Genomic DNA, 25,962 nt, shown 5'->3' with positions numbered 1-25,962 from the left:
CGGGCTTCTTGTTCATCTTCGCTCCTTAAAGGCTACGATGAATCAGAAACCCTCCGTTGTTCAATTCATCAAATCTGTCCCACAGGTGCTGACGTCAGACAATTTTCATTGAGTTTTCCCGGCAAGTTCACTCCATTCTCAAAGTGCTCACATTTTGCACACCGCTTTGCCGAACTGCAAACGTTGCAGGCATTGGTCTAGGCCTAAACTTGAAAATCTCCTGCGCAGCTAGTGCACCTATCGCAGGGTCTCTATCCAACCACTATGCAAACAAACCTTACCATACTTGTGATCGAGCGAGACGAAGCTACGGCGCATTTGATTGTCGGCGCCCTAAATGATGGCGGTTGGAATGATGTGACCGTGATCTTATCCCCGGTCGCGCTTGAACTAGCGGTAAAGCAACAAGACCCGGACATCATCCTAATCAACCTTGCCGATCCCGACCGCGATACGCTCGAGCACCTTAGCCTGATCTCCAATGCGCGGAACCGGCCGGTCGCGATGTTTGTTGATCATTCGGATGAAAGCATGACCCAAGCGGCGATCTCTGCCGGGTTAAGCGCCTATGTGGTGAATGGGCTGCACAAAGACCGGATCAAGCCAGTTCTTGAAACAGCAATTGCCCGATTTCGAATGATTGCAAAAATGCAGACGGAACTGAACGCAGCAAAACAGGCGCTTGCAGATCGCAAAATGATTGACCGCGCCAAGGGGCTGCTCATACAAGCGCGCAACATTTCAGAAGACGAGGCCTATGCACTGTTGCGAAAAACCGCGATGGATCAGGGCCGAAAAGTCATTGATGTCGCGACAGCTCTGGTGACGGCTGCGGAGCTGTTGAAATGAAAATGACTAAAGTGCATTGCGGCTATCTTCCGCTTGTAGATTGCGCGCCTTTGATCGTGGCCAAAGAGTTGAAATTTGCTGCTCAGGAAGGGCTTGATCTTTCTTTGGTAAAACAACCCTCGTGGTCAGCTCTGCGCGACATGCTCGCCTTTGGAACGTTGAATTTTGCCCATATGCTTTCACCTATGCCTCTGGCGATGTCGTTGGGCCTGAGCGGTATCACCTCAGACATCGACGTGCTTATGGTTCTGTCCGTCAATGGTACGATTATTGGCGTATCCGAGGCTTTATGCCGCCAGATGCAACTGACCGGCTGGACCAACAGTTTTGGCGATCCCGAGGGCAGTGCCGTAGCGCTTTTTGCAACCGACCCAAAGCGACTTCGTATTGGAGTGCCCTTTCCCTTCTCTATGCATCGAATGTTGCTGGAGACTTGGTTGTCGCAGGCCCCTGGCTTTAGGGCCGATCGTGTCGAGATCGTAACCGTTCCGCCGCCAAAGATGGCGGATGCCGTTCAGGACGGAACCTTGGACATATTCTGCGTGGGTGAGCCCTGGGGGTCAGTCGCAGTGCAAAACAGCAATGCTACTCTGATCCTGCCCGGGACCGCGCTTTGGGATTTCTCGCCGGAAAAAGTTCTAGGCGTCAGACGAAATTGGGCTCAAGAACACCCGGACCTGTGCCAGGCAATGATCCGCGCCATTTACAAGGCCTCTCATTGGTTGGATCAGCCCGAGAACATCCCCTTGGCCACGGAAATTCTTGCACGTAGCCAGCATCTGGACCTCCCCGACCACGCGATTGAGCCGGCCCTTAGTGGGCGGTTTGTCACGCAGCCAGGGCAAAGACCAAAACAGACAGAGCGTTTTTTGAAGTTCCACAAAGGATCAGCAAACTACCCGTCTCATAGCCAGGCCTACTGGATTGCGGATGTTCTATCGCACTGGCACCAGCTTGACCCGGACGAGTCACGCCGGATCGCTCAGGCCTGTTTTCGAACCGACATTTATCTCCAAGCCTTGACCTCAATTGGAGTAGAATGGAGCAAGTCCATCCCGGTCTCTATAGCCGTAGGGGCCGAAGCCACGACCCAGCCTTCTCCTGAGGACGCAGTGATTCCTGCTGCGGATCGGTTTTTTAGTGGCGCAATTTTCGACTTCATGAAGTCCGAGGCGCCTGAATAACGGGCAAATGCTGCATTGCAGCAAAAATCACACTATTTCAAAACCCATCTAATAGCCAATCCCGGTTCACCGCGCCAAAATCAATTTCAAGGCAACGATGCCTGTACCAGCTGACAACGTTGCCAGCTACCAAATGAAGAGCAAAGCCGCTCGATTGTGCATGCACCTCCTCCCGCATGTGTCAGTCGTGCGGCTTTTTTCGTTTTACAGGGACCAAGACAATGAACACACTTAAATGGCTACTCGCTTCCACAGCCTTCTGCGCCACTCCGGTGATGGCAGAGATGTTGGACCTCGAAAAAGACGAATTGACGCTGGGCTTTATCAAGCTGACCGACATGGCCCCTTTGGCCGTGGCCTATGAAAACGGTTACTTTGAAGACGAAGGCCTGTTTGTCACCCTAGAAGCCCAAGCGAACTGGAAAGTTCTGCTGGATGGTGTGATCGACGGCCAACTGGATGGGGCACATATGCTGGCAGGCCAACCCCTGGCGGCCACCATCGGCTACGGCACCGAAGCCCATATCATCACGCCTTTCTCGATGGATCTGAATGGCAACGGTATTACCGTTTCCAATGACATCTGGGAGCAGATGAAGCCGCATATCCCGCTGATGGAGGATGGCCGTCCCCAGCACCCGATCAGCGCCAGCGCCCTTGCCCCTGTTGTCGAAGACTACAAAGACCAGGGCGTACCCTTCAAAATGGGCATGGTTTTCCCGGTTTCCACTCATAACTACGAGCTGCGCTACTGGCTTGCTGCAGGTGGGCTGGAGCCCGGCTACTACTCCCCCGAGGATGTTACCGGCCAGATTGGCGCCGATGTCTTCCTCAGCGTGACGCCTCCACCCCAGATGCCCTCTACTATGGAAGCAGGCACCATCTTTGGCTATTGCGTCGGCGAGCCCTGGAACCAGCAGGCCGTGTTCAAAGGCATCGGTGTGCCGGTGGTCACCGATTATGAGCTGTGGAAGAACAACCCCGAAAAGGTCTTTGGCATCTCGGCAGAGTTTGCCGAAGAGAACCCCAATACAACCATCGCTCTGACCAAGGCGCTGATCCGCGCGGCCATCTGGCTGGATGAAGACAATAACGCCAACCGCGCTGAAGCGGTCGAGATGCTGTCGCGCTCGGAATATGTGGGGGCCGATGAGGCCGTCATTGCCAACTCGATGACTGGCACCTTCGAATATGAAAAAGGCGACATTCGCGACGTCCCCGATTTCAACGTCTTCTTCCGCTACAACGCCACCTACCCCTTCTACTCGGATGCGATCTGGTATCTCAGCCAGATGCGCCGCTGGGGTCAGATCGCCGAAGCAAAATCGGATCAGTGGTTCTTTGACACCGCCAAATCGGTTTATCGCCCCGACATCTACCTTGCCGCAGCGCGTATGTTGGTGGACGAGGACATGGCAAACGAGGCCGACTTCCCCTGGGACAGCGATGGTTTCAAGGCTCCGACCCCGGCGGAGGATATCATCGACGGTATTGCCTACGACGGGCGCGCGCCAAACGCCTATCTCGAGAGCCTGCCCATCGGCCTCAAAGGCACTCAGACCGTGTCGGGCTCTGACATCCTGAACTAAACACTCTGCCCGCCGCGCCGCCTACCAAGCGGCGGGCAGCACATCACCCCTTCCTCCAGATCATAGGCCCTGTCATGACTGCCATTGACCCAGATACACTCGCCGCCGAAGCCCGCCGCGCCCGCCTGTTCACACGCATAAACAAGGCAGACACCTGGTTCCAGGTGCTGGGGCTGGCCTGGCTGACGCCGGTCCTGAAAGCCGCTGCCGGCGACAACCCACGCGCACAGGTCTCCGAAATCTGGCGGTTGTTGGGCGTGCCGTTGCTGGCGATTGCCGTCTTTATCGCCGCCTGGGCGACGCTGGCCCCAAGGGTTCAGACTTCGCTGGGTGCCATTCCCGGTCCGGTGCAGGTCTGGGAGCAGGTCGGAAATCTGCATGCCGATGCGGTACGCGAAGGCGAAAAGGCCGTGGCCTTTTATGAACGTCAGGAGGCGCGCAACGCCAAGTTGATCGAGGCAGGCAAATCCGACAAGGTGCGCCATCGCACCTATACAGGCAAACCCACCTACTATCAGCAAATCTGGACCTCAATCAAAACCGTCTTCTTTGGCTTCCTGATCGGATCGGTCATTGCCATTCCGCTGGGCATCATGGCGGGCCTGTCGCCGACAGCAAATGCTGCCATCAACCCGATCATCCAGATCTTCAAACCGGTAAGCCCGCTGGCCTGGCTGCCGATTGTGACCATGGTGGTCTCGGCCGTTTATGCCACCAATGATGGCATGTTCTCCAAATCCTTCCTGGTCTCAGCGATCACGGTGACGCTCTGTTCGCTCTGGCCCACCCTGATCAACACCGCCCTCGGCGTTGCCTCTATCGACAAAGATCTGATCAGCGTCTCCAAGGTTTTGAAGATGAGCACCTATTCCAAGATCACCAAGCTGGTGCTGCCCTCGGCCCTGCCGCTGATCTTTACAGGTCTGCGCCTATCGCTGGGGGTTGGCTGGATGGTGCTGATTGCCGCTGAAATGCTGGCGCAGAACCCAGGGCTCGGAAAATTTGTCTGGGATGAATTCCAGAACGGCTCCTCGCAATCGCTGGCCAAGATCATGGTCGCCGTCTTTACCATCGGCATCATCGGCTTCCTGCTCGACCGCATCATGTTCGCTCTGCAGTCGATGTTCACCTTTACAGAAAACCGGTGAGACCCATGAGTATTCTCAAGTTTGAAAACGTCTCCAAGGGCTTTGGCCAAGGCACCAACCATGTTGAGGTGCTGAAGAACATCAACCTCGAGGTCCAGGAAGGCGAATTCGTTGCCATCCTCGGCTTCTCGGGCACCGGCAAATCAACCCTGATGAACCTGGTTGCGGGGCTGGAAATGCCCGATAGCGGCAGCGTCACCTTCAAGGGCAAGGCAATCACCGCCCCCGGCCCCGAGCGCGGGCTGGTGTTCCAAAGCTACTCACTGATGCCCTGGCTTACTGTTGGCGGCAATATCGGTCTCGCCGTGGATGCGGTTTTCCCCAAACTCTCCGCGACAGAACGCCAGGCCAAGATCGACCACTATGTCGGTATGGTTGGCCTCTCCCATGCGACATCCCGACGTCCGGCGGAGCTTTCTGGCGGGATGCGTCAACGGGTCTCCGTGGCGCGAGCGCTGGCAATGAACCCGGAAATGCTGCTGCTGGATGAACCCCTCAGCGCGTTGGACGCGCTGACCCGCGCCAATCTGGCAGATGAGATCCTGGACATCTGGGAGCAGGAAAAAAAGACCTGTATCCTGATCACCAATGACGTTGACGAGGCCATCCTACTGGCCGACCGCATCATCCCGCTGAACCCGGATGGCACCCTGGCCGAGCCGGTCAAGGTCAATATCCCACGCCCGCGCGATCGCGGTGCGATGAATGACGACGAGATGTTCAAAGCCCTTCGCGCTCAGGTCACCAAATACCTGATGGATGTGGGTATCGCCTCCAAGATCGAAGAGACCCGTAGCCTGCCGAATGCAACCCCGATCCACGGCGTGCCTTCGGCATTGGCAGAGGCTCAGAAGGGTGCCTTGGAAGATCGCTATCTGGTCTTTTCGCAGCTGCACAAGGTCTATCCGACCCCCAAAGGGCCGCTCACCGTGGTGGAGGATTTTGACCTCAAAGTGAAGAAAGGCGAATTCATCAGTCTGATTGGCCACTCGGGCTGTGGTAAATCCACAGTTCTTACCATGGCAGCAGGGCTGAACCCGATCTCCAAAGGCGGCATCCGGCTGGATGGCAAACATATTGAAGGCGCCAATCCCGAACGCGCGGTGGTGTTCCAGTCCCCAAATCTGTTCCCCTGGCTCACCGCCAAGGAAAACGTCTCCATCGGGGTGGACCGTGTCTATCCCAATGCCAGCCAGGCCGAACGTCAGGATGTGGTGGAATACTACCTCGAACGGGTTGGTCTGGCCGACAGCATGGACAAACAAGCCTCGGGTCTGTCCAACGGCATGCGTCAGCGGGTTGGCATCGCGCGGGCCTTTGCGCTCTCGCCAAAACTGCTCTTGCTGGATGAACCCTTTGGCATGCTCGACAGCCTCACCCGCTGGGAGTTGCAGGAGGTGCTGATGGAGGTCTGGTCCCGTACCAAGGTGACCGCGATCTGCGTCACCCATGACGTGGACGAGGCCATCCTGCTGGCCGACCGTGTGGTGATGATGACCAATGGCCCACAGGCCACAATCGGCAAGATCACCAATGTAAAACTGCCCCGTCCCCGCACCCGCAAGGCGCTGTTGGAACACCCCGATTACTACCGGTACCGCGCCGAGGTTCTCGACTTCCTCGAAGAATACGAGCACGGCGCCAAACCCAAACCGAAACCCACAAACATCGCGGCGGAGTAAGACATGACCCAGAAACTTGTTGTTATCGGTGCGGGCATGGCATCTGGCCGCGTGCTCGAACATCTCTTTGACGGCGGCGCAGATTTTGACGTCACCCTGTTCAACGCCGAAGAGCGCGGCAACTACAATCGCATCATGCTGTCGCCGGTCCTGTCGGGAGAGAAAACCTACGAGGATATCGTCACCCATGACGCTGACTGGTACGAGGCCAATAATGTGACCTGCCATTTTGGCACCCATGTCACTGCCATCGACCGCCAGGCCAAAACCGTGACCAGCGCCAAGGGCACCGTGGCCTATGACAAGCTGCTCATCGCCACCGGCTCGGCCCCCTTTATCATTCCGGTGCAGGGTAAGGATCTGCCCGGCGTCATCACCTACCGTGATCTCGACGATACCAATGCCATGATCAAAGCCTCCAAGGCGGGCGGCAAGGCTGTGGTGATTGGCGGCGGTCTGCTGGGGCTGGAAGCTGCTGCCGGTCTGGCCGAGCGCGGCATGGATGTGACCGTGCTGCACCTGATGGGCCATCTGATGGAGCGTCAGCTGGATGAGGCCGCGGGTTTCTTGTTGCGCCGCGATCTGGAAAAGCGTGGCATCACTGTGAAATGCCGCGCCTCCACCGCGGCCATCCTAGGCACCGACAAGGTCGAAGGCGTGCTGCTGGAGGATAACGAAGGGCTGGAGGCGGATCTGGTGGTCATGGCCGTGGGCATCCGTCCGGAAACCCGCCTAGCTACCGATGCTGGGCTAGAGGTCGCGCGTGGTATCGAGGTTGGCGCCCAACTGCAGACCTCGGACCCGGACATCTTTGCTGTTGGCGAATGTGTGGAATTCGACGGCCAGCTCTTTGGACTGGTGGCGCCGCTCTATGATCAGGCCATGGTGCTCGCCAATACGCTGATGGATAAACCTGAGGTTTTCACCCCAAAGAAGCTGTCGACCAAACTGAAGGTCACCGGCTGTGATCTGTTCAGCGCTGGCGATTTTGCGGCTGGAGAAGGCCGCGAAGACATCGTGTTCCGCGATCCCGCCCGGGGCGTCTATCGCCGCCTTGTGATCGAAGACGACGTGATCGTCGGCGCGGTGATGTATGGCGACACGGCTGATGGCAATTGGTTCTTTGGCCTGATCCGCGACAAGACCGATATCTCGGAAATGCGCGACACGGTGATCTTTGGTCCCGCCTATCAGGGAGGCGCCCCCTCGGACCCGCTCTCAGCCGTTGCAGCCTTACCGCGTGACGCGGAGATCTGTGGCTGCAACGGCATTTGCAAAGGTGAAATCGAAGATGCCATTGCCGCCGGTGCCTCCGATATTGGCGCCCTGCGTAGCCAGACCAAGGCCTCGGCCTCCTGCGGGACCTGCACCGGGCTGGTGGAACAGGTGCTTGCGGTCACGCTGGGGGATGATTTTGTCCTGCCAACGGCCCAGCCCATCTGTAGCTGCACCGAGATGACCCACGAAGATGTGCGTCGCATGATCAAGAGCCAAGAGCTGAAGTCCCTCCCTGCCGTCTGGCAGGCCTGCGATTGGAAAACCCCCTGTGGCTGCCATGTCTGTCGCCCGGCGCTGAACTACTATCTGCTGTCGGATTGGCCGCTGGACTATGAAGACGACCCGCAGTCGCGGTTTGTCAACGAGCGCAAACACGCCAACATCCAGAAAGATGGCACCTTTAGCGTGGTGCCCCGTATGTGGGGCGGCATAACCACCCCGGATGAGCTGCGCGCCATTGCCGATGCGGCGGATAAATTCTCGGTGCCCACGGTGAAAATCACGGGCGGTCAGCGCATCGATCTTTTGGGGGTCAAAAACGAATACCTCCCCGCGATCTGGGATGACTTAAACAAAGCCGGTATGGTCTCCGGGCACGCTTATTCCAAGGGGCTGCGCACGGTGAAAACCTGCGTTGGTACGGATCACTGCCGCTTTGGCACCCAGGACAGTACTGGTCTGGGCATCCAACTGGAAAAGGCGCTTTGGGGCTCCTGGACGCCGCATAAACTGAAGCTGGCCGTTTCTGGCTGTCCGCGCAACTGCGCCGAGGCCACCTGCAAGGACATTGGCATTGTCTGCGTCGACAGTGGCTATCAGATCAGCATCGGCGGCGCGGCCGGAATGGATGTACGCGAGACATCACTGCTCTGTCAGGTCCCCACCAAAGAAGAGGTGATGGATGTGGTCAAGGCGGTGACGCAGAGCTACCGCGAGAATGCCAAATACTTGGATCGCATTTACAAATGGATGGACAAGGTGGGTCTTGAATGGATCCAGGAGCAGATCACTGATCTGGACATCCGCGCCGCGCTGGTGGAGCGATTTGACCTCTCCCAAACCATCTATCGCAAGGATCCCTGGGCCCAACATGTGGCTAAACCTGCTCCCTATGAGCCTCTTGCCACTCTCACCCTGGAGGCCGCCGAATGAGCAATTGGATCGATATTGCCGCCCTGGACGCCGTGCCCCAACGCGGGGCCCGGCTGATCAAAACCCTGCACGGCTGCGTCGCAGTATTTCGCACCGCCGGGAACGAGGTCTTTGCCTTGGACAATGCCTGCCCGCATAAGAATGGCCCCTTGGCAGATGGTATCGTGCACGGCAAGGCCGTGACCTGCCCGCTGCACAACTGGGTGATTGCGCTGGAAACCGGCGAAGCCCAGGGCGAAGAGGGCAAGGTCGCGACCTATCCGGCCAAGGTGGCAAAGGGGCGCATCCTGCTGGACGCTGATTTCCTGCAGCAGCGGGCCGTTGCATGAGCCTGACACGCACCACTTGCCCCTATTGCGGCGTTGGCTGCGGCGTCCTGGCTGGCGCTGATGGCACCATCAAGGGCGACCCAGAGCATCCTTCCAACTTTGGGCGGCTCTGCTCCAAGGGGGCCGCTTTGGGGGAGACCATTGATCTCAAAGGTCGCCTCTTGGCTCCACAGATAAGGGGACGCACAGCAACCTGGGATGATAGCCTTGATCTGATGGCCAAAAAGTTCAGCGCCGCAATCCGCGATCATGGCCCGGACAGTGTGGCCTTTTATGTCTCCGGCCAGTTGTTGACCGAAGACTACTATGTCGCCAACAAGCTGATGAAGGGCTTTATCGGTTCTGCCAATATCGACACCAATTCGCGGCTCTGCATGGCGTCATCGGTGGCGGGGCACAAACGCGCCTTTGGCAGCGATACGGTTCCCGGCACCTATGCCGATTTGGAAGAGGCGGATCTGATCGTGCTGGTTGGGTCCAACCTCGCCTGGTGCCACCCTGTACTGCATCAGCGTATTGCCGCCGCCAAGGCGGCCCGGCCTGAAGTGAAGGTGGTCAATATCGACCCGCGCAAAACCGCCACCAGTGATCTGGCGGATCTGCATCTGCGTATTGCCCCCGATGGCGATACCGCGCTTTTCAATGGATTGCTGGCGCATCTGGCGGACACGGATCAGCTCGACGATGAATACCTGAAGGCAAACGTAACAGGTCGGCGCCCTGCCATCACTCAGGCGCGTTTTGGCGATCCGCTGAAAAGCGGCCTGTCAGAGGCAGAACTAGCGCTGTTTTACCAGCATTGGGCGGGTACTGAGAAAGTGGTGACAGTCTATTCTCAGGGGGTCAATCAGTCCAAAGGCGGTACGGATAAGGTCAATGCCATCCTGAACTGCCACCTCGCCACCGGGCGGATTGGCAAGCCTGGGTCTGGCCCGTTTTCCGTTACCGGCCAGCCCAATGCCATGGGAGGCCGCGAGGTCGGCGGGTTGGCCAATATGCTGGCCAACCATCTGGACATCGAAAACCCGGATCACCGGGCCAGTGTTCAGACCTTCTGGCAGAGCCCCACCATCTGCACCAAGCCCGGCCTCAAGGCCGTTGATCTGTTTCAGGCCTGCGCCAACGGCAAGATCAAAGCCTTGTGGGTGATCTCCACCAATCCCGCTGTCAGTCTGCCCGATGCCGATGGCGTCGCCGCTGCCATCGACAATGTGCCTTTTGTTGTGGTCTCTGACATTATGGCGCACACGGATACTGGAGATCTGGCGGATGTGCTGCTGCCCGCCACGGGCTGGGGTGAGAAAGACGGCACCGTCACCAATTCAGAACGCCGCATTTCCCGTCAGCGCGCCTTTTTGCCTGCTCCCGGCGCGGCCCGACCCGACTGGAAAATCCTCTGCGATCTGGCCGCGCGAATGGGTTGGGGTGCAGCCTTTGACTATACCTCCCCGGCAGAGATCTTCGCCGAATATGTCGCCCTGTCGGCAGCAACAGCTGGTTTTGGCCGCGACCTCGATCTGAACATCTTTGCTGATATGGACTATGCCACACTGTTGCCAACCCAATGGCCGCGGAATGACCAGCGTTTCTTTGCAGATGGAGCGTTTTATCACCCTGAGGGCAAGGCCCGCATGTTGCCCGTCAGCGCCCCTGATCTAGGTGAACGCAAGGGGTTCACGCTGAACACCGGACGCAACCGCGATCAGTGGCATACTATGACCCGAACTGGCAAAGCGCCACGTCTGGGGGCGCATCTGGCGGAACCCTATGTGGAAATCCACCCAAAGGATGCGACGGATCTGACCCTGACGACTGGCGATCTGGTGCGGCTCAGCAATGGCTATGGTCAGACTGTTCTGCGCGCCCTGATTACAGAACGCGCCGAGCCCGGCCAGCTGTTTGCGCCGATGCACTGGACTCGCCAGCAAAGCAGCTCTGGCTGCATCAATACGCTGGTCGCCCCGGTGGTTGATCCGGTCTCCGGCCAGCCGGCCTCCAAGCTGACCACGGTTGAGGCCACCAGATTTGACGCGGGCTGGTATGGCTTTGCCGTCTCGCGCGATCCCATTGATGTCACAGAAGCCTATAGCGCCGTGGCCCGGTCCCTGACCGGCTGGCAGGGCGAATTCGCCGGAGTAGACACGCCAGACAATTGGCAGGACATGGCACAGGAACTGCTCGGCCTTAGTGACTGCGACGTGACCGAGATGACGGATCCCAATCAGCGCCAGACACGGTTGGCCTTCTACGAAGGAGAGACCCTGGTGGGCCTGTTCTTTGCCGGTCCCGATCCGGTCTCCCTGGCACGTGCCTTTGCGGTCTCCTTGATCGGCACCACCACACCACCGCTCAGGGCGCTTGCCGGGCGCAGCGGCGCCGATCAGCCCGATCCCGGCACCACCATCTGCGCCTGTCTCAATGTCGGGATCAACACCCTGCGCGCGGCGATCACCGCCGGGGCCTCCACCGTCGAAGCCCTGGGCGAAGTCACCTGTGCCGGCACCAATTGCGGCTCTTGTAAGCCAGAGCTGTCGACTCTGTTGGATGCCACCCGCATCCCTATGGCCGCCGAATGAGCCTCGCACCCTTTGTCCGCATCGTTGCCCAGGGGAAAGGGCGTGCCCGCGCTTTGACACAAGACGAAGCGCGCGATGCCATGACGGTGATCCTGGCAGGGGACGCTCCGCCAGAGGCGCTAGGGGCCCTTTTGATGGTGCTACGGATGCGCGGTGAAACCGATGCAGAAATTTCAGGTTTTACTGCCGCCCTACGGGATGCGACCCAACAAAACCCCCAATTTACTGCAAAGCGGGTCGATCTTGATTGGCCCTGTTATTCGGCTGGGCGCACACGTGGTGCGCCACTGTTCGCACTGGCGGCCAAACTGGTGGCTCTGGCCGGTTACAGGGTCGCCCTGCATGGTTACAACTCCAATCAAGGCACCGCTGCAGATCTACGTCGCACGCTACAGGCAACTGGTCTCAGTGGCGAAGGGCTCTCCTACTCAGCTTTGGAAACGCTGAATCCAATGGCCTTCAGACTGTTGAATCTGCGCGAGGAACTGGGTCTACGCAGTTGTATCAACACAGTTCTACGCATGTGGAACCCATTTGCTGCAACGGCTTCGGTACAGGGGGTTTTCCATCCCTCCTATCGCGGCCTGCAATCGCGCGCGGCTGCCCTATTGGGGGATCGCAACCTCACGGTGATCAAAGGGGGAGGTGGTGAGTTTGAACGTCATCCAGCCAAAGACACGGCCATCTTTGGCCTGCACAACGGAATTGAGATCAACACTCTGGCCTCTGCGCTGATAACTGACACACGTCGCCTACATGAGCCCAATCAGCCAATCGACCCCGCCGCTCTCTGGAATGGAACCCTGAAGGATTCATTCGCCACCGCCACCGTAATCGGGACCGCTGCATTAGCGCTATGGACAGTGGGACAGGAAAAACCTTTCGCGAAATATAGGGCCCAGGCATCCGAGCTGTGGGACGCGCGTCATACCCAAGAACGGAGAACTCCATGAAGACCTTTCCCCTTTTGACACCGCTGACGGGTCGTAGCGTTATTATTTTCCAGGCCCTTGGGCCTGCAAATCCCCTGCGGTTTCTCCGCCGAATATTGACACTTAAGTCAGAATTCAAAAGGCAGCTTAGGAATACTGCCTTCTTGGCCCGCAAATCTCCGGATTTGTACGAACCGCACCAGATGGCACCGGCACTTCTGCAGGCTGTTGAAAAGTCCAAACCTGGATTGCAGCAAGTGGGTTCGGTTGCTCTCGTCGGGGCCGGACCTGGCGCGCGGGATCTGATTACCCTACGGGGTGTGCAGCGCCTGCAAGAATCCGATGTGATCTTTTATGATCGTCTCGTTGATCCCGAAATCCTTGATCTGGCACGCCCTAGTGCAGAGCGCATCTACGTCGGCAAAGCGCCTGGCTCCCATCACTGGCCCCAGAAAAAGACGTCACAGGCCCTGGTCTCCTTTGCAGCTCGAGGGAAGAGAGTTGTCCGGCTTAAGTGCGGCGACCCTGGCGTCTTTGCCCGTGGAGCGGAAGAGATCAACGCTTTGGATGCAGCAGGAATTCCCTATGAGATCGTTCCTGGAGTAACAGCCGCCAGCGCGGCCTCTGCAGCACTGGATGGTTTTTTAACCGAACGCGGCACCTGTGACACGCTGGTTCTCGCCACCGGCCAGACAGCAAAGGAGGAAGGCAATACTGGTTGGATTGCGCAACTGCAGCCCGGAACCCGCATAGCGATCTACATGGGGGTTGGAGCCGCTGAGAACATCGCTAACGAACTGATTGACGCTGGTCTAGACACCCAGGTCTCCATCGACATCGTATCCCGCGCTCAGCAAAGCGACCAGGTCACGGCCAAGTGCCGCGCCTCGACCATGCTCGACACTATTGAAACCTACAGGATCTCAAATCCGGCGATCATGTTCTTGACTTGGCCCAAATCTAAAACACCAGAAAAAAGCCAAAGCACGGTTAAAGAGTTTCGCTAAGTACTATTGCAAAAATAGGCTGGTGGGCCGCGCTATTTGTGATCAGGTCATGCGCATTGAGCGTGCGATAAACTGTGGGCTCCGAAACAAAGTACCGTTCCTGGTCAGTGAACGTCACCGCCAACTCGCGTGGAGACAGTTCCGTCTCTTGAAGTGCCAGCTTGACAACTTTGCGCATCACCTCGGGTGGAACCCGGTTCCAGACATGCTTTGGCCTGGGACATTGGTCCGCGAAACCGGCTTCGCCGCGTTGCAGGTTTCGGCGGTATCCCCTTGACCGGCAGGGCATCAAAGATGCACGGGAGGGGGCGGTAGAACGTTGAGCGGGGACTTCCTATCTTGGCCAGTGTATTGCGGCGGACAGATGACTACTTCAACCAACCGGATGATCTCCAGTTTTTCAGATGCGGGCGTCCTCATTCGTGCTCGCCCCACCGTAGATCATGCTTTTTTGAAAAGGCGCAGTTCGCGCGTTTGTTCCGCAACCACCTCTTTGAGGTCCCTTGCCTCGCGGTGCAGCTCCTTAACCTCATCAAGGGTCGCGGCCCTCGCTGTATTGCCCGTCAGCCGCTCCTTTCCCGCCTCCATGCAGTCCTTAGACCATTTGTAGGAAACGCCTTGGGAAACCCCCTCACGGCGGCACAGCTCTGGATTCGACCATTGTCGTCGGACCAATGGCGGACAAGGTCTCATCATCCTCGCCACACAGGCTATCCGGGACGATCCTGATTTTTTCTGCAGATAAATACTGTTTACGCGTGGCGTGTTTGATGTCTTTGACGATCTTCTCGCCAGGGCTTTTGGTTGTCTTTCTCATCGTCCACTCCTCGGCGGTGACGATGAGCCAGAAACACTCTCTTATCAAATTGCCCTATTTGGGCCCATGGGCGCTGACGTCAGACACGGTCCCGGGTAGGCAGGCCATAAGCCTCAGCATCGATGCTAGCGATGTTCGCCTTTGGGCGCGTCGCTTTGTTCCCGCAGTTTCTCTCAGCGCAGGCGGGGCACCGGCGATATCCCCACCTCTACTGCCAGGTCTTGATTCGTCCTTCCGATGTTACGTTGGAAAGCACGGATAACCTGGCATCCGCTTTCGGGATTTTTTGGCATAATCTGCCAATATTGATATCAATTTTAGCACAAATAGCAATCCTTGTGCCTGAAAAATGCCCCAGATTTCTCGGGAAACATTTTCGGAGCATCGACATGCGCAATCACCCCAACAGCTTTTCTACGATGGCGATCCACCATGGATACAACCCGATGGATAATGAAGGCGCCCTAACGCCACCTTTGCATCTGACATCGACCTTTACCTTTGAAACGGCCGAAGCGGGTGGAAACATGTTTGCAGGAGAGCAAGCCGGGCATATCTATTCGCGCATCTCCAACCCGACAACGGATCTTTTGGAACGTCGCATTGCCGTGCTGGAAGGTGCCGAAGCTGGGCTGGCCTTGGCATCTGGAATGGGCGCGATCACGGCAACCTTGTGGACGCTCCTTGCTCCAGGAGATGAAATCATATTGGATAAAACGCTCTATGGCTGCACGTTTTCGTTCATGCACCATGGTTTGGCCAAGTTTGGTATCACCGTCACACATGTCGACCTGACGCGGACCGAAAATCTGAAGGCAGCAATGTCAGACAAGACAAAAGTTGTATACTTTGAAACCCCTGCCAACCCGAACATGCGATTGGTTGATATTGCTGCCGTAGCCAGTATTGCCCATGCGGGCGGCGCGCATCTGGTTGTCGACAACACCTATGCCACGCCCTATCTGACACAGCCAGTCAAGCTTGGTGCAGATATCGTTTTGCATTCGGCGACGAAATACCTTGGCGGGCACGGTGACGTTGTGGCGGGACTGTTGGCAGGGTCTGCGGAGCTGGTTGCGGACATTCGCCTTCAGGGGATGAAGGATATGACGGGCGCAGTCATGGCTCCGTTCAATGCAATGTTGATTTTGCGTGGGCTTAAGACACTTGCGCTGCGCATGGATCGACACTGCAGCAATGCGGCAACGGTGGCCCAGATGCTAGAGGCGTCCCCTGCCGTGCAAAAGGTCTGGTATCCGGGACTGCAGAGTTTCGAACAGTACGATCTGGCGCAACAACAGATGTCCCAATTCGGCGGCATGATTGCCTTTGAATTGACGGGTGGCAAACAGGCTGGCATTGAGATGATGAACAGGCTGGAACTGATTTCACGCGCCGTTTCCCTGGGCGATGCAGAGACATTGGTGCAGCACCCGGCCAGCATGACGCATTCCACTTACACCACCGAAGAACTGGCTGAACATGGGATTAGCGAAGGCCTCGTGCGGCTGTCGATTGGCCTTGAGGGGGTAGACGACATCCTTGCCGATCTCGCACAGGCCCTGCCCGTGCCCCCAATCAAGACCGCAGCCTAAAGGAACGTCGCCATGCCCGCGCATCTCAAGACCATCGAACAACGTCTTTTGTGGCTGTCCCACTGGATGATCCACAACGCCAACCACATTCGCCCAAAGACGGATGGCATCAAGGTCGGCGGGCATCAGGCATCATCGGCGTCGATGGTGTCAATCATGACAGCGCTATATTTCCAGACGCTGCGGCCAGAGGACCGGGTCGCGGTCAAGCCGCATGCGTCACCGATTTTCCATGCAATCCAGTATCTGATGGGCAATCAAACACGCCAGAAGATGGAGAATTTTCGCGGATATGGCGGTGTTCAAAGCTACCCATCGCGCACCAAGGATATCGACGATGTCGATTTCTCGACTGGCTCGGTTGGTCTGGGCGTTGCGGTCACATCGTTTGCCTCCATCGTCCAGGACTACATCGAGGCCAAGTCATGGGGCGGCGAACAAAAAATGGGCCGGATGATCGCACTTGTCGGCGATGCGGAACTGGACGAGGGCAACATCTACGAAGCCTTGCAAGAGGGCTGGAAGAACGATCTGCGCAATTGCTGGTGGATTATCGATTACAACCGGCAGTCGCTTGACGGTGTCGTGCGAGAAGGGCTGTTCAAACGGGTGGAGCAGATATTTGATGCCTTCGGCTGGGACATTGTTCGGGTGAAATACGGCCACTTGCAACGGGCTGCATTCAAAGAAACAGGTGGCGAAAAGCTGCGCCAGTGGATTGATGACTGTCCGAACCAATTGTATTCCGCCCTGACATTCATGGGCGGGGCTGTGTGGCGTGAACGGCTGATGGAGGCGCTTGGCGATCAGGGCGATGTCACAGCATTGTTGGACCGGCGTAGCGATGCGGAGCTTGCCGACCTGATGGAAAACCTAGGCGGCAATTGCGTGCAGACCATGGCCGACACCTTTGCGTCTATCGACCACGATCGCCCCGTTTGCTTTCTCGCCTATACCATCAAAGGATGGGGCACGCCGATTGCGGGCCACAAAGACAACCATGGCGGCTTGATGAACAAAACCCAGATGGCACAGTGGCAAGAGCATATGGGCGTAGCGCATGGCCAAGAGTGGGACAGGTTCGCAACCATTGCCGATCCCTCCGCGTTTGAGGCCGAGCTGGCAAAGGCCCCCTTCTTCGCCAAAGGCCCCCGCCGCTACTCTGACGACATCATCGATGTTCCGATGATCGAGCTGACTTCGGATCGTGAAATCTCGACGCAGATGGCGTTTGGCAAGATCCTCGACAACCTGTCCAAGGGGGAGAGCACACTGGCTGAACGCATCGTGACGACATCTCCTGACGTAACCGGGACGACGAATCTCGGCCCCTGGGTGAATCGCCGCAAATTGTTCGCGCGGAACCACCAGGAAGACACCTTCAAAGCCGAGAACATCCCTTCGACCGCAAAATGGGAGTTCACACCCGAAGGCCAACATATCGAACTTGGTATCGCAGAGATGAACTTATTCCTGCTTCTGGCAGCGGCTGGCCTGTCCCACTCGATGTTCGGCAAACGCCTTATTCCCATTGGCACAGTTTATGATCCCTTTGTGTCCCGTGGTTTGGATGCTCTGAATTACGCTTGCTACCAGGATGCGCGCTTCATGATTGTTGGCACACCGTCGGGCGTCACGCTGTCCTATGAGGGCGGCGCCCATCAATCCATAGCTTCGCCCCTGATTGGCATGTCTCAAGACGGTCTCGCCGCGTTTGAGCCTGCCTTTGCCGACGAATTGGCCGTGATCATGGAGTGGTCATTCAAGCACCTGCAAAAGGATGGCGAAAGCGACCCTGATGAACGGACATGGCTGCGAGACGAGACAGGCGGATCGGTCTATCTGCGGCTCACAACCAACCCGATCGAACAGCCCGGAAAGCGCGTTGATGATGCCTTTAAGCAGGGGGCTATCGACGGAGCCTACTGGCTGCGTAAGCCCGGCCCCAACTGCGAAGTTGTCATCGCCTATCAAGGCGCGGTGGCCCCAGAAGCGATCAAGGCAGCGGGCATAATCGGCGAAAGTCGCCGCGATGTTGGTGTTCTCGCCGTGACCTCGGCGGACCGGCTGAATGCGGGTTGGACTGCGGCACAACGGGCACGGGCAAACGGCACCAAGACTGCGGCTTCACACATCGAAACCCTGCTGCAAGACCTGCCCCGCACCTGCGTCCTGATCACCGTCATCGATGGCCATCCGGCAACGTTGTCATGGCTTGGCGGCGTATGGGGGCATCAGACGATCTCGCATGGGGTGGAACATTTCGGGCAAACGGGCTCTATCGCTGACCTATACCGGCACTTCCGTCTCGACGCTGACGCCTTGGTCAGTTCCGCAAGCGAGCTGTCTCTTGGTCGCCATATCCCACACATCAGAAGCGTTGGATAGGCAAGGCCGACGAGACCATGCAATTGTGAAGTGGTCCCCGAAAAATGGACAATGGGCTAAGATCTGTCCCGAACCTTAGAAGGGATACGCACATTGTGAAGCGCCGGAACTTTACAGATCATATTAAGGGTAGCCGAACCGGCGGCGTTTGTGGGCAAGGGCCTTCATCTCCTTGCGGATCTCAGAATTGTCAGGCGGACGATCACGCCGGACAGTTTTGGGGTCGACACCAACAAGACGGCAGGGCCGACGCTGCAAAATGTCGTGTTCCCGCATTGTTCAAAGCGCTGCCGCTCACCGGTCAACCGGTGTCGTTAGTTCCTTCCCAGCAAATCCTTTGGTACAACATTGTCCAACATGGCATCCGCTAGAAGGCGTGTGAATTTGGCGTTCTCATCAGTGATGGCTCGCAGCTTCGCCGCATTCGGCACCTCCATGCTGCCATACTTCGACTTAAACTGGTGGAACGTCCCCTGGCTGAGGCCATGCTTGCGGCACACCGCAGCAGTCGGTATCCCGACTTCTTATTCTTTGATCATCCCGATAATTTGGGCTTTTGTGCAACGGCTCTATTGCATCTGTTTGCACCTTCGAAAGGTTGAGCAAACTCTACATTCAAGTGCTGGAGGTTTCGGGGGCAGGTCACCAACCGAACGCCTGAACCAAATTTCATCCGATCAAGACATCAGCAGCGTTTCTGCGGGTGGGGCCTATGGCACCCGTAAATGTCAGGAGGTGATTGCCGCCAGCGATACCCCTACGCTCGCCACGCAAGAATGCAAAGCCTTGGAAGCCAACGAGCGCTGGAGCAGTTACTCTGAACGATGCGGTCCATGCCCAAGGATATCTGGGCCGCACTCTGTGGCGATGCTAGAGCGGATACCACTGCAGAATCCGCGTCGACACGACCCTCACGGGATCATGCTGGGGCTAACCTTGCCGGGCAGCGGATGTATTGTATCGAACTACTCGGCCAATCGCAGATGGCGAGGGACTTCGAGCGGCATGTCGCAGAGATCCTCGTTCGCATCATTCGACCATTGTCCTCGGACCAATGGCGGACAAGGTCTCATTCCTCAACCGCTACACTGCTCTCGGCATACCAGTCACAGAAGCTGTAGGCTAAATCCCTTTGAGGAAAGCGGAAGAACCTCCTTCACCAGATTTGTGCAACAAAGCCCATCGCGTGCCCAAACCGTCCCCTCTTGCAATCGGTGCAAATTCTGACATAAGCGCCGCCATCCGGTCGCAGCCTACCCGGACATCAAAACAAGGGCCCCAAATATGAAAACACTTGTCATCTGCTCAGGCGGACTCGATTCCGTGTCGCTTGCGCATATCACCGCCAATGAGCATCAGCTCACCCGGCTTGTCTCCTTTGACTATGGTCAACGCCATCGCAAAGAGATCTACTTCGCAGAAGCCGCCGCCAAACGGCTGGGCGTTCCATTCCACCTGATCGACATGCGCGGCATTGGTGCGTCTCTCACCGGCTCGGCCTTGACCGACGACATTGATGTGCCTGACGGACATTACGAAGAGGACACCATGCGTGTCACCGTCGTTCCCAACCGCAATGCCATCATGCTGTCGATTGGCTTTGGCATCGCAGCGGCAAAGGGGGATGAGGCCGTGGCCACCGCCGTCCATGGCGGTGATCACTTTATCTACCCCGACTGTCGCCCCAGCTTCACCCGTGCTTTTGACGCGATGCAGCAGGCGGCGCTGGACGGCTATGCCAATGTCAGTCTGCACACGCCATTTGTCGAGCACAGCAAAGCCGAAATCGTGCGGCAAGGCGCAAAGCACGACACCCCCTTTGCCCAGACCTGGTCCTGCTACAAGGGCAACAAGGTGCATTGTGGACGCTGTGGCACCTGCGTTGAGCGGCGCGAAGCCTTTCACCTCGCCGGAGTCAGTGATCCCACGGTCTATGCAGATCCGGATTATTGGACCGTAGCCCTGGCCACGCAGGGGGCAAGCTAATGTTTCGCATTCGCAAAGAGTTCCATTTCTCGGCGTCACATCAATTGTCCCACCTCCCGGACGATCACCAATGCGCGCGGCTGCATGGTCACAACTACATAGTCGTGGTCGAACTGGCTGCCGAGAGGCTGAACGCGGATGGCTTTGTGCGCGACTACCATGACCTCAAATCGCTCAAGTCCTATATCGACGATCATTTTGACCACCGGCACCTGAATGACGTGATGCAGGGCCCTTCGACCGCCGAGAACATGGCCCGCCATTTTTATGACTGGTGTGTTGCGCGCTGGCCTGAAACCGCAGCAGTGTTGGTCAGCGAAACCCCCAAGACCTGGGCGGAATACCGGCCATGACCCTGCGCATTGCCGAAATCTTCGGCCCAACGATACAGGGCGAAGGCGCTTTGATTGGCGAACCAACTGTTTTTGTACGCGCGGGCGGCTGTGACTATCGCTGCAGTTGGTGCGACAGCCTGCATGCCGTGGACAGCCAATATCGCCACAGCTGGGCGCCGATGAGCGCAGAGGCGGTTTGGGAGCAGGTGCGTCACCTCTCGGGCGACAGGCCTCTGACGGTCTCTTTGTCTGGCGGCAACCCAGCCATTCAGGATTTTGGACCGCTGATCGCGATGGGTCGTGCTGCTGGCTATCGCTTTGCCTGCGAAACCCAGGGGTCGATTGCACGCCCCTGGTTTGGCGATCTGGACACTCTGGTGCTCTCTCCCAAACCGCCGTCGAGCGGTGAGAACGTGGACTGGGCGGCTTTTGACGCCTGTCGCAAGCTTGGCTCCGGTGCACGCCAGCAGGTCATGAAAATCGTGATTTTTGACGAGGCTGACTACAGATGGGCACGTGAGACCCATGCGCGTTACAGCGATCTTCCGCTCTACCTTCAGCCTGGCAACTCGGAGGTTGACCCCACGACGCCGGTTGATCTGCACGCTCTGGCTGACCGCCTGGGCTGGCTCACTGACAAGGCGATGGCCGATGGCTGGTTCGCCCCCCGTATTCTGCCACAGCTTCATGTCCTGATTTGGGGCAATAAGCGTGGCGTCTGACCTGAAGGAGACTTCCATGTCTGAAGACATCTATAGCAATCTAAAGCAGCTGGGCGGTGAGACCCGCGTCCCCACCAGCCCCAAAGAGGCGGAACTCGAACGCGTGCCGAATCCACAGGTCGATGTGGCCTATAACGTGCGTTTTACCGCACCAGAATTTACCTCGCTCTGCCCAATGACCGGTCAGCCGGATTTTGCTCATCTGGTCATCGACTATGTGCCGGGGCCCTGGTTGATCGAGTCAAAGTCTCTTAAGCTGTTTCTGACGTCTTTTCGTAACCACGGTGCTTTCCATGAGGATTGCACCATCTCCATCGCCCGGCGCCTGGCTGAATTCCTCGCGCCGCAATGGCTGCGGATTGGCGGCTATTGGTATCCACGCGGTGGTATCCCGATAGATGTCTTTTGGCAAACAGGCCCCCTGCCCCATGATGTTTGGATCCCAGATCAAGGTGTCCCTCCCTATCGAGGTCGGGGCTGAAAACCCTTCGCACAATTGACAATGGCGCGCCTCACGGCGAACTTCCGGCTTCCAATCGGCGTGCCATTTATAAACGGCTCTATTGGGTAAATTATTAAAAACAAATTATGTTTCTCCAAAAGTTCTGTTTTGAATTGAGCGAAAGAACCTTGTGGTCAGGCTCTTCCTATTTGCGGCGGCGCAACAAAGATCTTGGCCATTTTGCATAGGTCCGGACAGTGATCGCGAGGAGAAATTCGTCATTTGCGCCGCAAGGGCAGCTTTCGTGAAAACGCTCCAATCCGAGGATACGATTGGAATGCGAAAACGGCATCTCGCCCCTCGTTCTCAGCCGCATAGAGATCTTATTGTGATTGTTTTTTGCTATTTTCATTCAAACCGGCGCTCAGGCATCCAGCTTGCCTATAGCAACGACCCACCGCATTGATCCCGTCGAATACCTTTCCGGTACGACGAACCTCCAGTTAAACACCCCGAACTTCCAGCGGATTTTCGGCGTTTAGGACCTTGGCGCCCGGTGTCGGCCTTTATTCTACTAAGAAATTGCTTGATCTTTATGCCAGCTCCCTCTCATTTTGTAAGAATAGATCTCAAAATATGATAGCTCTTACAAAATATGCATCTCGAACGTCTCATAAATCTGCTCGAAATTATCGCCGTCGTCGGCCGTCCCGTCAGCGCCACTGAGGTACAGGCCGCGAGCGGGCTGCCGAAACCCACCTGTTATCGTTTGGTACAAACCTTACAGGAGCAGAGGTTGATCGATGACCCAAGCAACGATGGCCGCTATGTGATTGGGGAACGTTTGATCCGCATAGCCTTGCTGGGAAAATCGGACGTGGATGTGCGTCGCGTTGCAGCCCCGCTGCTCAAAGGTGCCGCCTCGACATTCAGGGAAACAGTGTTTCTCGCGCGTTTTCGAGACAGCAAAGTCGAAATCATCCACGTGGAAACACCTGACGACCCTGCGCGCGCCTTCATCCACCCCGGTATCGGGGAGCGCCCAATGCATGCCTGTTCCTGCTCCAAGGCCATCGCAGCCTTTGCAGAAGAACGGTTCCAGGACACCATTATGAAAGGCAGCCTTCAGGCCTACACCGACCACACAAAGACCACGCGGCAAGACCTGCTTGCAGAATTCGATGTGATCCGACGGCAGGGCTTTGCCGATTGCGACCAAGAGATCGACATCGGCATTTCCAGCGTCGCCGCACCAGTCACCATTGGGAATATCGGGGCCAATTTTAGCGTCGGTGCCGTGGGCCCTGTGCGCCGGTTCGGCACGGAATACAGGCATAACATCGGCCGCCAGCTTACCCAACTTGCCACAAAGATCAGCGGAGCCATTCAGCTATGCAACGTGGCCGAGGTCTGAGGAAAGACCGAAGCCACGCTGTTTCGACCCCCATGGAGGTGGGGATAACTTTAGGGAGGAAGAACAATGAACAAACCGATGAAGCCGGATCCAACGTTTCATGCTTCTGCAAAGTTGGCGATGGAGGCGCCACCAGAAAACTTCGCCTTTACGGTGATGCTGGGCAAGGACCAGGATCAACATGACGGGATCGCGGTGATTGACCTGCGCGCCGGTTCAGACACCTACGGCGAGATTGTGCACACCGTGATGACCGAAACCACGGGTGACGAATTTCACCACTTTGGCTGGAATGCTTGCTCATCTTCGCTGTCGCCCTTGTCGGGTCATGCCTTCCTGGAACGTCGCTATCTGATCGTGCCCGGCATCCGGTCTTCGCGGATCTTTATCTTTGACGTCAAAGATCCACTGAAGGCACATATTCACAAGATCATTGAACCCGAAGAACTGTTTGAAAAAACAGGATATTCACGCCCCCATACGATTCACTGCGGACCTGAAGGTATCTATGTCTCGACCCTTGGCGGCGGTGGTCCCGACGGCACAGACGGTCCTCCGGGCATCTTCATCATGGATTGCGAAACCTTCGAAATCATCGGCCAGTATGAGATGGATCGTGGCGCCCAGAACAAGCACTATGATTTCTGGTGGAACCTTCCACAAGACTACATGGTCAGCTCTGAATGGGGCCTGCCGCCACAGTATGAAAACGGCGTCGTGGCTGAGGATTTACTGTCCAACAAATACGGACATTCCATCCATTTCTGGGATCTGCGCGCGCGCAAGAACATCCAGACCATGGATTTTGGTGAAAACTACCAGATGGCACTGGAAATCCGCCCTGCCCATGATCCTACCAAGTCCTATGGCTTCTGCGGTGTTGTGGTGGATACGACCAATCTGCAAGGTGCAATCTTCACTTGGTGGCGTGATGATGACGGTGTCTGGCAGTCCAAGAAGACCATCACCATCGATCCGCGTCCCGAAGATCCCGATAATCTGCCGGACCTGCTCAAGGGCTTTGGTGCGGTGCCCCCATTGGTGACCGACATCGATCTGAGCCTGGATGACAAATACCTCTATGTGGCGTGCTGGGGTCTGGGAGAAATGCACCAATACGATGTTTCTGACCCGATGAATCCGGTGTTGAACGGTAAGGTGGAACTGGGCGGCATCGCCACTGAGCACAAGCACCCCAACGGCAAGGATTTCATCTACGGCCCGCAAATGGTCGAGATCAGCCGTGACGGAAAACGCGTTTACTGGACGAACTCGCTGTATTCCACATGGGACAACCAGTTCTATCCGCATCAAGAAGGCGGGCAGATGGTGATGGCAAATGTCGGTGCTGATGGCAGTTTTGCCCTTGATCCGGACTTCTACATCGACTTCCCAGAGAACACCCGCGCACACCAGATCCGTCTGGAGGGGGGCGATTGCTCAACCGACAGCTTCTGCTATCCGTCGGTCTAGCAGATGGAGGATATGACTTTGACGGCCCTTTGGTGGGCCGTCGTTTTCTCGGGCGTCTATCACGGCGCAAACCCCGGTATGGGGTGGCCGCTGGCGGTTTCCGCTGCGCTGTTTGAGAGCAAGAAAAGCGCGATGGTCAAAGCGCTTATGATGTTGGCGACAGGTCATTTTTTGGCGATGATCGTGATTCTGCTGCCGTTTTCGATGCTGGTTTTTCTAATCGACAACGAGCGTGAAATTCGCATCTGCGCAGGCGTATTGGTGATTGCCATGGGCCTCTATCTGTTGCTCAACCCTCGGCACCCAAAAATACTGGCGCGGGTGCACCCTGCCAAGCTGGGGTTGTGGTCCTTTCTAGCGGCAACCGCCCATGGTGCAGGACTGATGTTGGCTCCGATCTACCTTGGTATTTGCGGGCTTTTGCGCCCCGGCGAAAGCCTATCTGAAACCGGTCAGGCCGCCGCACAAGAGTTGATGACATACAACGTCATGACCGCCTTTCTGGTCGCAGCTACCCACACTTTTGCAATGACCTTCATTGGTGCGGTAATCGCTGTGTTTGTCTATGCGTGGTTCGGTCTGAAATTCATCTCGAAGAGTTGGTTCAACCTGGATCTTGTATGGGCGTTGAGCCTGATTCTCGTCGGGGCATTCGGAATCTTTTCCGCCTTCGCAGGTCATCACTAGGATCACAGGCATATCAATATGAACGGTCTATCTTCTTGTTAAGCAGACTTTGGCCCAACTGTTGCGGAGAGGTCCGGAAAGTTCCTGGTGCCTCACAGCAGCCAAGGAACTCGCGAAGGCGGGCTGGCCAGACACTGAGACTCAATCTGTCACTGCCGTCTCTCAGCCTCGAAAGGCATGAATGGGCGGTGGGTTCAAGGGGTCCGCGCAACACATGCATTGAAACGCTCTGCTGGAGTTTCGTATCCCAACGTCTTTCGAGGTCGTTCATTCAGTTGTCTTGCGACTGCACTGAGCTTTGCCTGACTATGTATCGACAAATCGGTACCCTTTCGGAAGGACTGTCTCAGCAATCGATTTGTGTTTTCCTTCGTCCC

The 25,962-nt window shown here is 56.9% G+C and carries 23 protein-coding genes and 2 pseudogenes; 21 read left to right on the top strand and 4 right to left on the bottom strand.

Features of this window, described 5'->3' with window-relative positions; translation table 11 throughout:
• From AN476_RS23270 to cobA, 11 genes are all read left to right on the top strand, one after another.
• On the top strand, positions 1-201 hold a 201-nt coding region (locus AN476_RS23270; protein ID WP_216598404.1), incomplete at its 5' end, for a hypothetical protein.
• A 63-nt stretch (positions 202-264) separates the two neighbouring features.
• Complete coding sequence (locus AN476_RS20105) at positions 265-849, top strand: ANTAR domain-containing response regulator (RefSeq protein ID WP_054463559.1); 585 nt, start codon at positions 265-267, stop codon at positions 847-849.
• Positions 846-2,033 (top strand): CmpA/NrtA family ABC transporter substrate-binding protein, encoded by a 1,188-nt coding sequence (locus AN476_RS20100; RefSeq protein WP_054463558.1) that lies wholly within the window; start codon positions 846-848, stop codon positions 2,031-2,033. Before AN476_RS20105 ends, AN476_RS20100 begins: the two co-directional genes overlap by 4 nt.
• Before the next feature lie 221 nt (positions 2,034-2,254).
• Positions 2,255-3,622: a CmpA/NrtA family ABC transporter substrate-binding protein gene (locus AN476_RS20095; protein WP_054463557.1), complete on the top strand. Its 1,368-nt coding sequence runs from the start codon at positions 2,255-2,257 to the stop codon at positions 3,620-3,622.
• Between the two features lie 74 nt (positions 3,623-3,696).
• Positions 3,697-4,770 carry an ABC transporter permease gene (locus tag AN476_RS20090; protein WP_054463556.1) on the top strand — a complete coding sequence of 358 codons (1,074 nt, stop codon included), beginning with the start codon at positions 3,697-3,699 and terminating at the stop codon, positions 4,768-4,770.
• 5 nt (positions 4,771-4,775) lie between these two features.
• A complete protein-coding gene (locus AN476_RS20085; protein WP_054463555.1) occupies positions 4,776-6,452 on the top strand; it encodes an ABC transporter ATP-binding protein in 1,677 nt (558 codons plus the stop codon).
• Positions 6,453-6,455: 3 nt separating this feature from the next.
• Complete coding sequence (gene nirB / locus AN476_RS20080) at positions 6,456-8,882, top strand: nitrite reductase large subunit NirB (protein WP_054463554.1); 2,427 nt, start codon at positions 6,456-6,458, stop codon at positions 8,880-8,882.
• A complete protein-coding gene (gene nirD / locus AN476_RS20075) occupies positions 8,879-9,211 on the top strand; it encodes a nitrite reductase small subunit NirD (protein WP_054463553.1) in 333 nt (110 codons plus the stop codon). The genes nirB and nirD overlap by 4 nt, the downstream gene beginning before the upstream one ends.
• Positions 9,208-11,787: a nitrate reductase gene (locus tag AN476_RS20070; RefSeq protein WP_054463552.1), complete on the top strand. Its 2,580-nt coding sequence runs from the start codon at positions 9,208-9,210 to the stop codon at positions 11,785-11,787. Before nirD ends, AN476_RS20070 begins: the two co-directional genes overlap by 4 nt.
• Complete coding sequence (locus AN476_RS20065) at positions 11,784-12,740, top strand: glycosyl transferase family protein (protein WP_054463551.1); 957 nt, start codon at positions 11,784-11,786, stop codon at positions 12,738-12,740. The genes AN476_RS20070 and AN476_RS20065 overlap by 4 nt, the downstream gene beginning before the upstream one ends.
• Positions 12,741-12,922: 182 nt before the next feature.
• A complete protein-coding gene (gene cobA / locus AN476_RS20060; protein WP_253279947.1) occupies positions 12,923-13,726 on the top strand; it encodes a uroporphyrinogen-III C-methyltransferase in 804 nt (267 codons plus the stop codon).
• Here the strand turns inward: cobA and AN476_RS23635 are convergent.
• Positions 13,710-14,015 carry a helix-turn-helix domain-containing protein gene (locus AN476_RS23635; protein WP_083464424.1) on the bottom strand — a complete coding sequence of 102 codons (306 nt, stop codon included), beginning with the start codon at positions 14,013-14,015 and terminating at the stop codon, positions 13,710-13,712. The genes cobA and AN476_RS23635 overlap by 17 nt on opposite strands.
• A gap of 342 nt (positions 14,016-14,357) precedes the next feature.
• A complete protein-coding gene (locus AN476_RS22610; protein WP_083464423.1) occupies positions 14,358-14,543 on the bottom strand; it encodes a hypothetical protein in 186 nt (61 codons plus the stop codon).
• 389 nt (positions 14,544-14,932) lie between these two features.
• Between AN476_RS22610 and AN476_RS20050 the strand changes: the two genes are divergently transcribed.
• Positions 14,933-16,138 carry a methionine gamma-lyase gene (locus AN476_RS20050; protein WP_054463549.1) on the top strand — a complete coding sequence of 402 codons (1,206 nt, stop codon included), beginning with the start codon at positions 14,933-14,935 and terminating at the stop codon, positions 16,136-16,138.
• Positions 16,139-16,150: 12 nt separating this feature from the next.
• Entirely contained in the window at positions 16,151-18,526 is a 2,376-nt protein-coding gene (locus AN476_RS20045; protein WP_054463548.1) for a 1-deoxy-D-xylulose-5-phosphate synthase N-terminal domain-containing protein, read from the top strand.
• A gap of 129 nt (positions 18,527-18,655) precedes the next feature.
• Here AN476_RS20045 and AN476_RS22605 read toward each other — a convergent pair.
• A pseudogene (locus tag AN476_RS22605) lies at positions 18,656-19,065 on the bottom strand (transposase); the annotation flags it as partial.
• Positions 19,066-19,108: 43 nt separating this feature from the next.
• On the opposite strand from AN476_RS22605, the pseudogene AN476_RS22600 reads away from it, so the two are divergent.
• From AN476_RS22600 to AN476_RS20005, 8 genes and pseudogenes are all read left to right on the top strand, one after another.
• Positions 19,109-19,652, top strand: a pseudogene (locus AN476_RS22600) (hypothetical protein); the annotation flags it as partial.
• Between the two features lie 158 nt (positions 19,653-19,810).
• Positions 19,811-20,512 (top strand): 7-cyano-7-deazaguanine synthase QueC, encoded by a 702-nt coding sequence (gene queC / locus AN476_RS20035; protein ID WP_054463547.1) that lies wholly within the window; start codon positions 19,811-19,813, stop codon positions 20,510-20,512.
• The gene (gene queD, locus AN476_RS20030) at positions 20,512-20,865 is read left to right on the top strand and encodes a 6-carboxytetrahydropterin synthase QueD (RefSeq protein WP_054463546.1); all 354 of its coding nucleotides are present in this window, start codon (positions 20,512-20,514) and stop codon (positions 20,863-20,865) included. Before queC ends, queD begins: the two co-directional genes overlap by 1 nt.
• On the top strand, positions 20,862-21,569 hold the full coding sequence (gene queE, locus AN476_RS20025; RefSeq protein ID WP_054463545.1) for a 7-carboxy-7-deazaguanine synthase QueE: 708 nt from the start codon (positions 20,862-20,864) through the stop codon (positions 21,567-21,569). The genes queD and queE overlap by 4 nt, the downstream gene beginning before the upstream one ends.
• A 16-nt stretch (positions 21,570-21,585) precedes the next feature.
• Positions 21,586-22,050, top strand: coding sequence for a preQ(1) synthase (queF, locus tag AN476_RS20020; protein WP_054463544.1), 465 nt, complete (start codon positions 21,586-21,588; stop codon positions 22,048-22,050).
• A 616-nt stretch (positions 22,051-22,666) separates the two neighbouring features.
• Positions 22,667-23,425, top strand: coding sequence for an IclR family transcriptional regulator (locus tag AN476_RS20015; RefSeq protein WP_054463543.1), 759 nt, complete (start codon positions 22,667-22,669; stop codon positions 23,423-23,425).
• A 66-nt stretch (positions 23,426-23,491) separates the two neighbouring features.
• Complete coding sequence (locus tag AN476_RS20010) at positions 23,492-24,898, top strand: selenium-binding protein SBP56-related protein (protein ID WP_054463542.1); 1,407 nt, start codon at positions 23,492-23,494, stop codon at positions 24,896-24,898.
• Between the two features lie 12 nt (positions 24,899-24,910).
• Complete coding sequence (locus AN476_RS20005) at positions 24,911-25,585, top strand: hypothetical protein (protein WP_253279946.1); 675 nt, start codon at positions 24,911-24,913, stop codon at positions 25,583-25,585.
• Between the two features lie 194 nt (positions 25,586-25,779).
• Here AN476_RS20005 and AN476_RS22595 read toward each other — a convergent pair.
• The coding region (locus tag AN476_RS22595) for a transposase (RefSeq protein WP_371257373.1) at positions 25,780-25,962 on the bottom strand (183 nt) is incomplete at its 5' end.

The organism is Phaeobacter sp. 11ANDIMAR09 (assembly GCF_001294455.1).
Lineage (GTDB): Bacteria > Pseudomonadota > Alphaproteobacteria > Rhodobacterales > Rhodobacteraceae > Pseudophaeobacter.
Note: the sequence above shows the minus strand (reverse complement) of the source record. Positions and strands in the feature narration are given on the sequence as shown.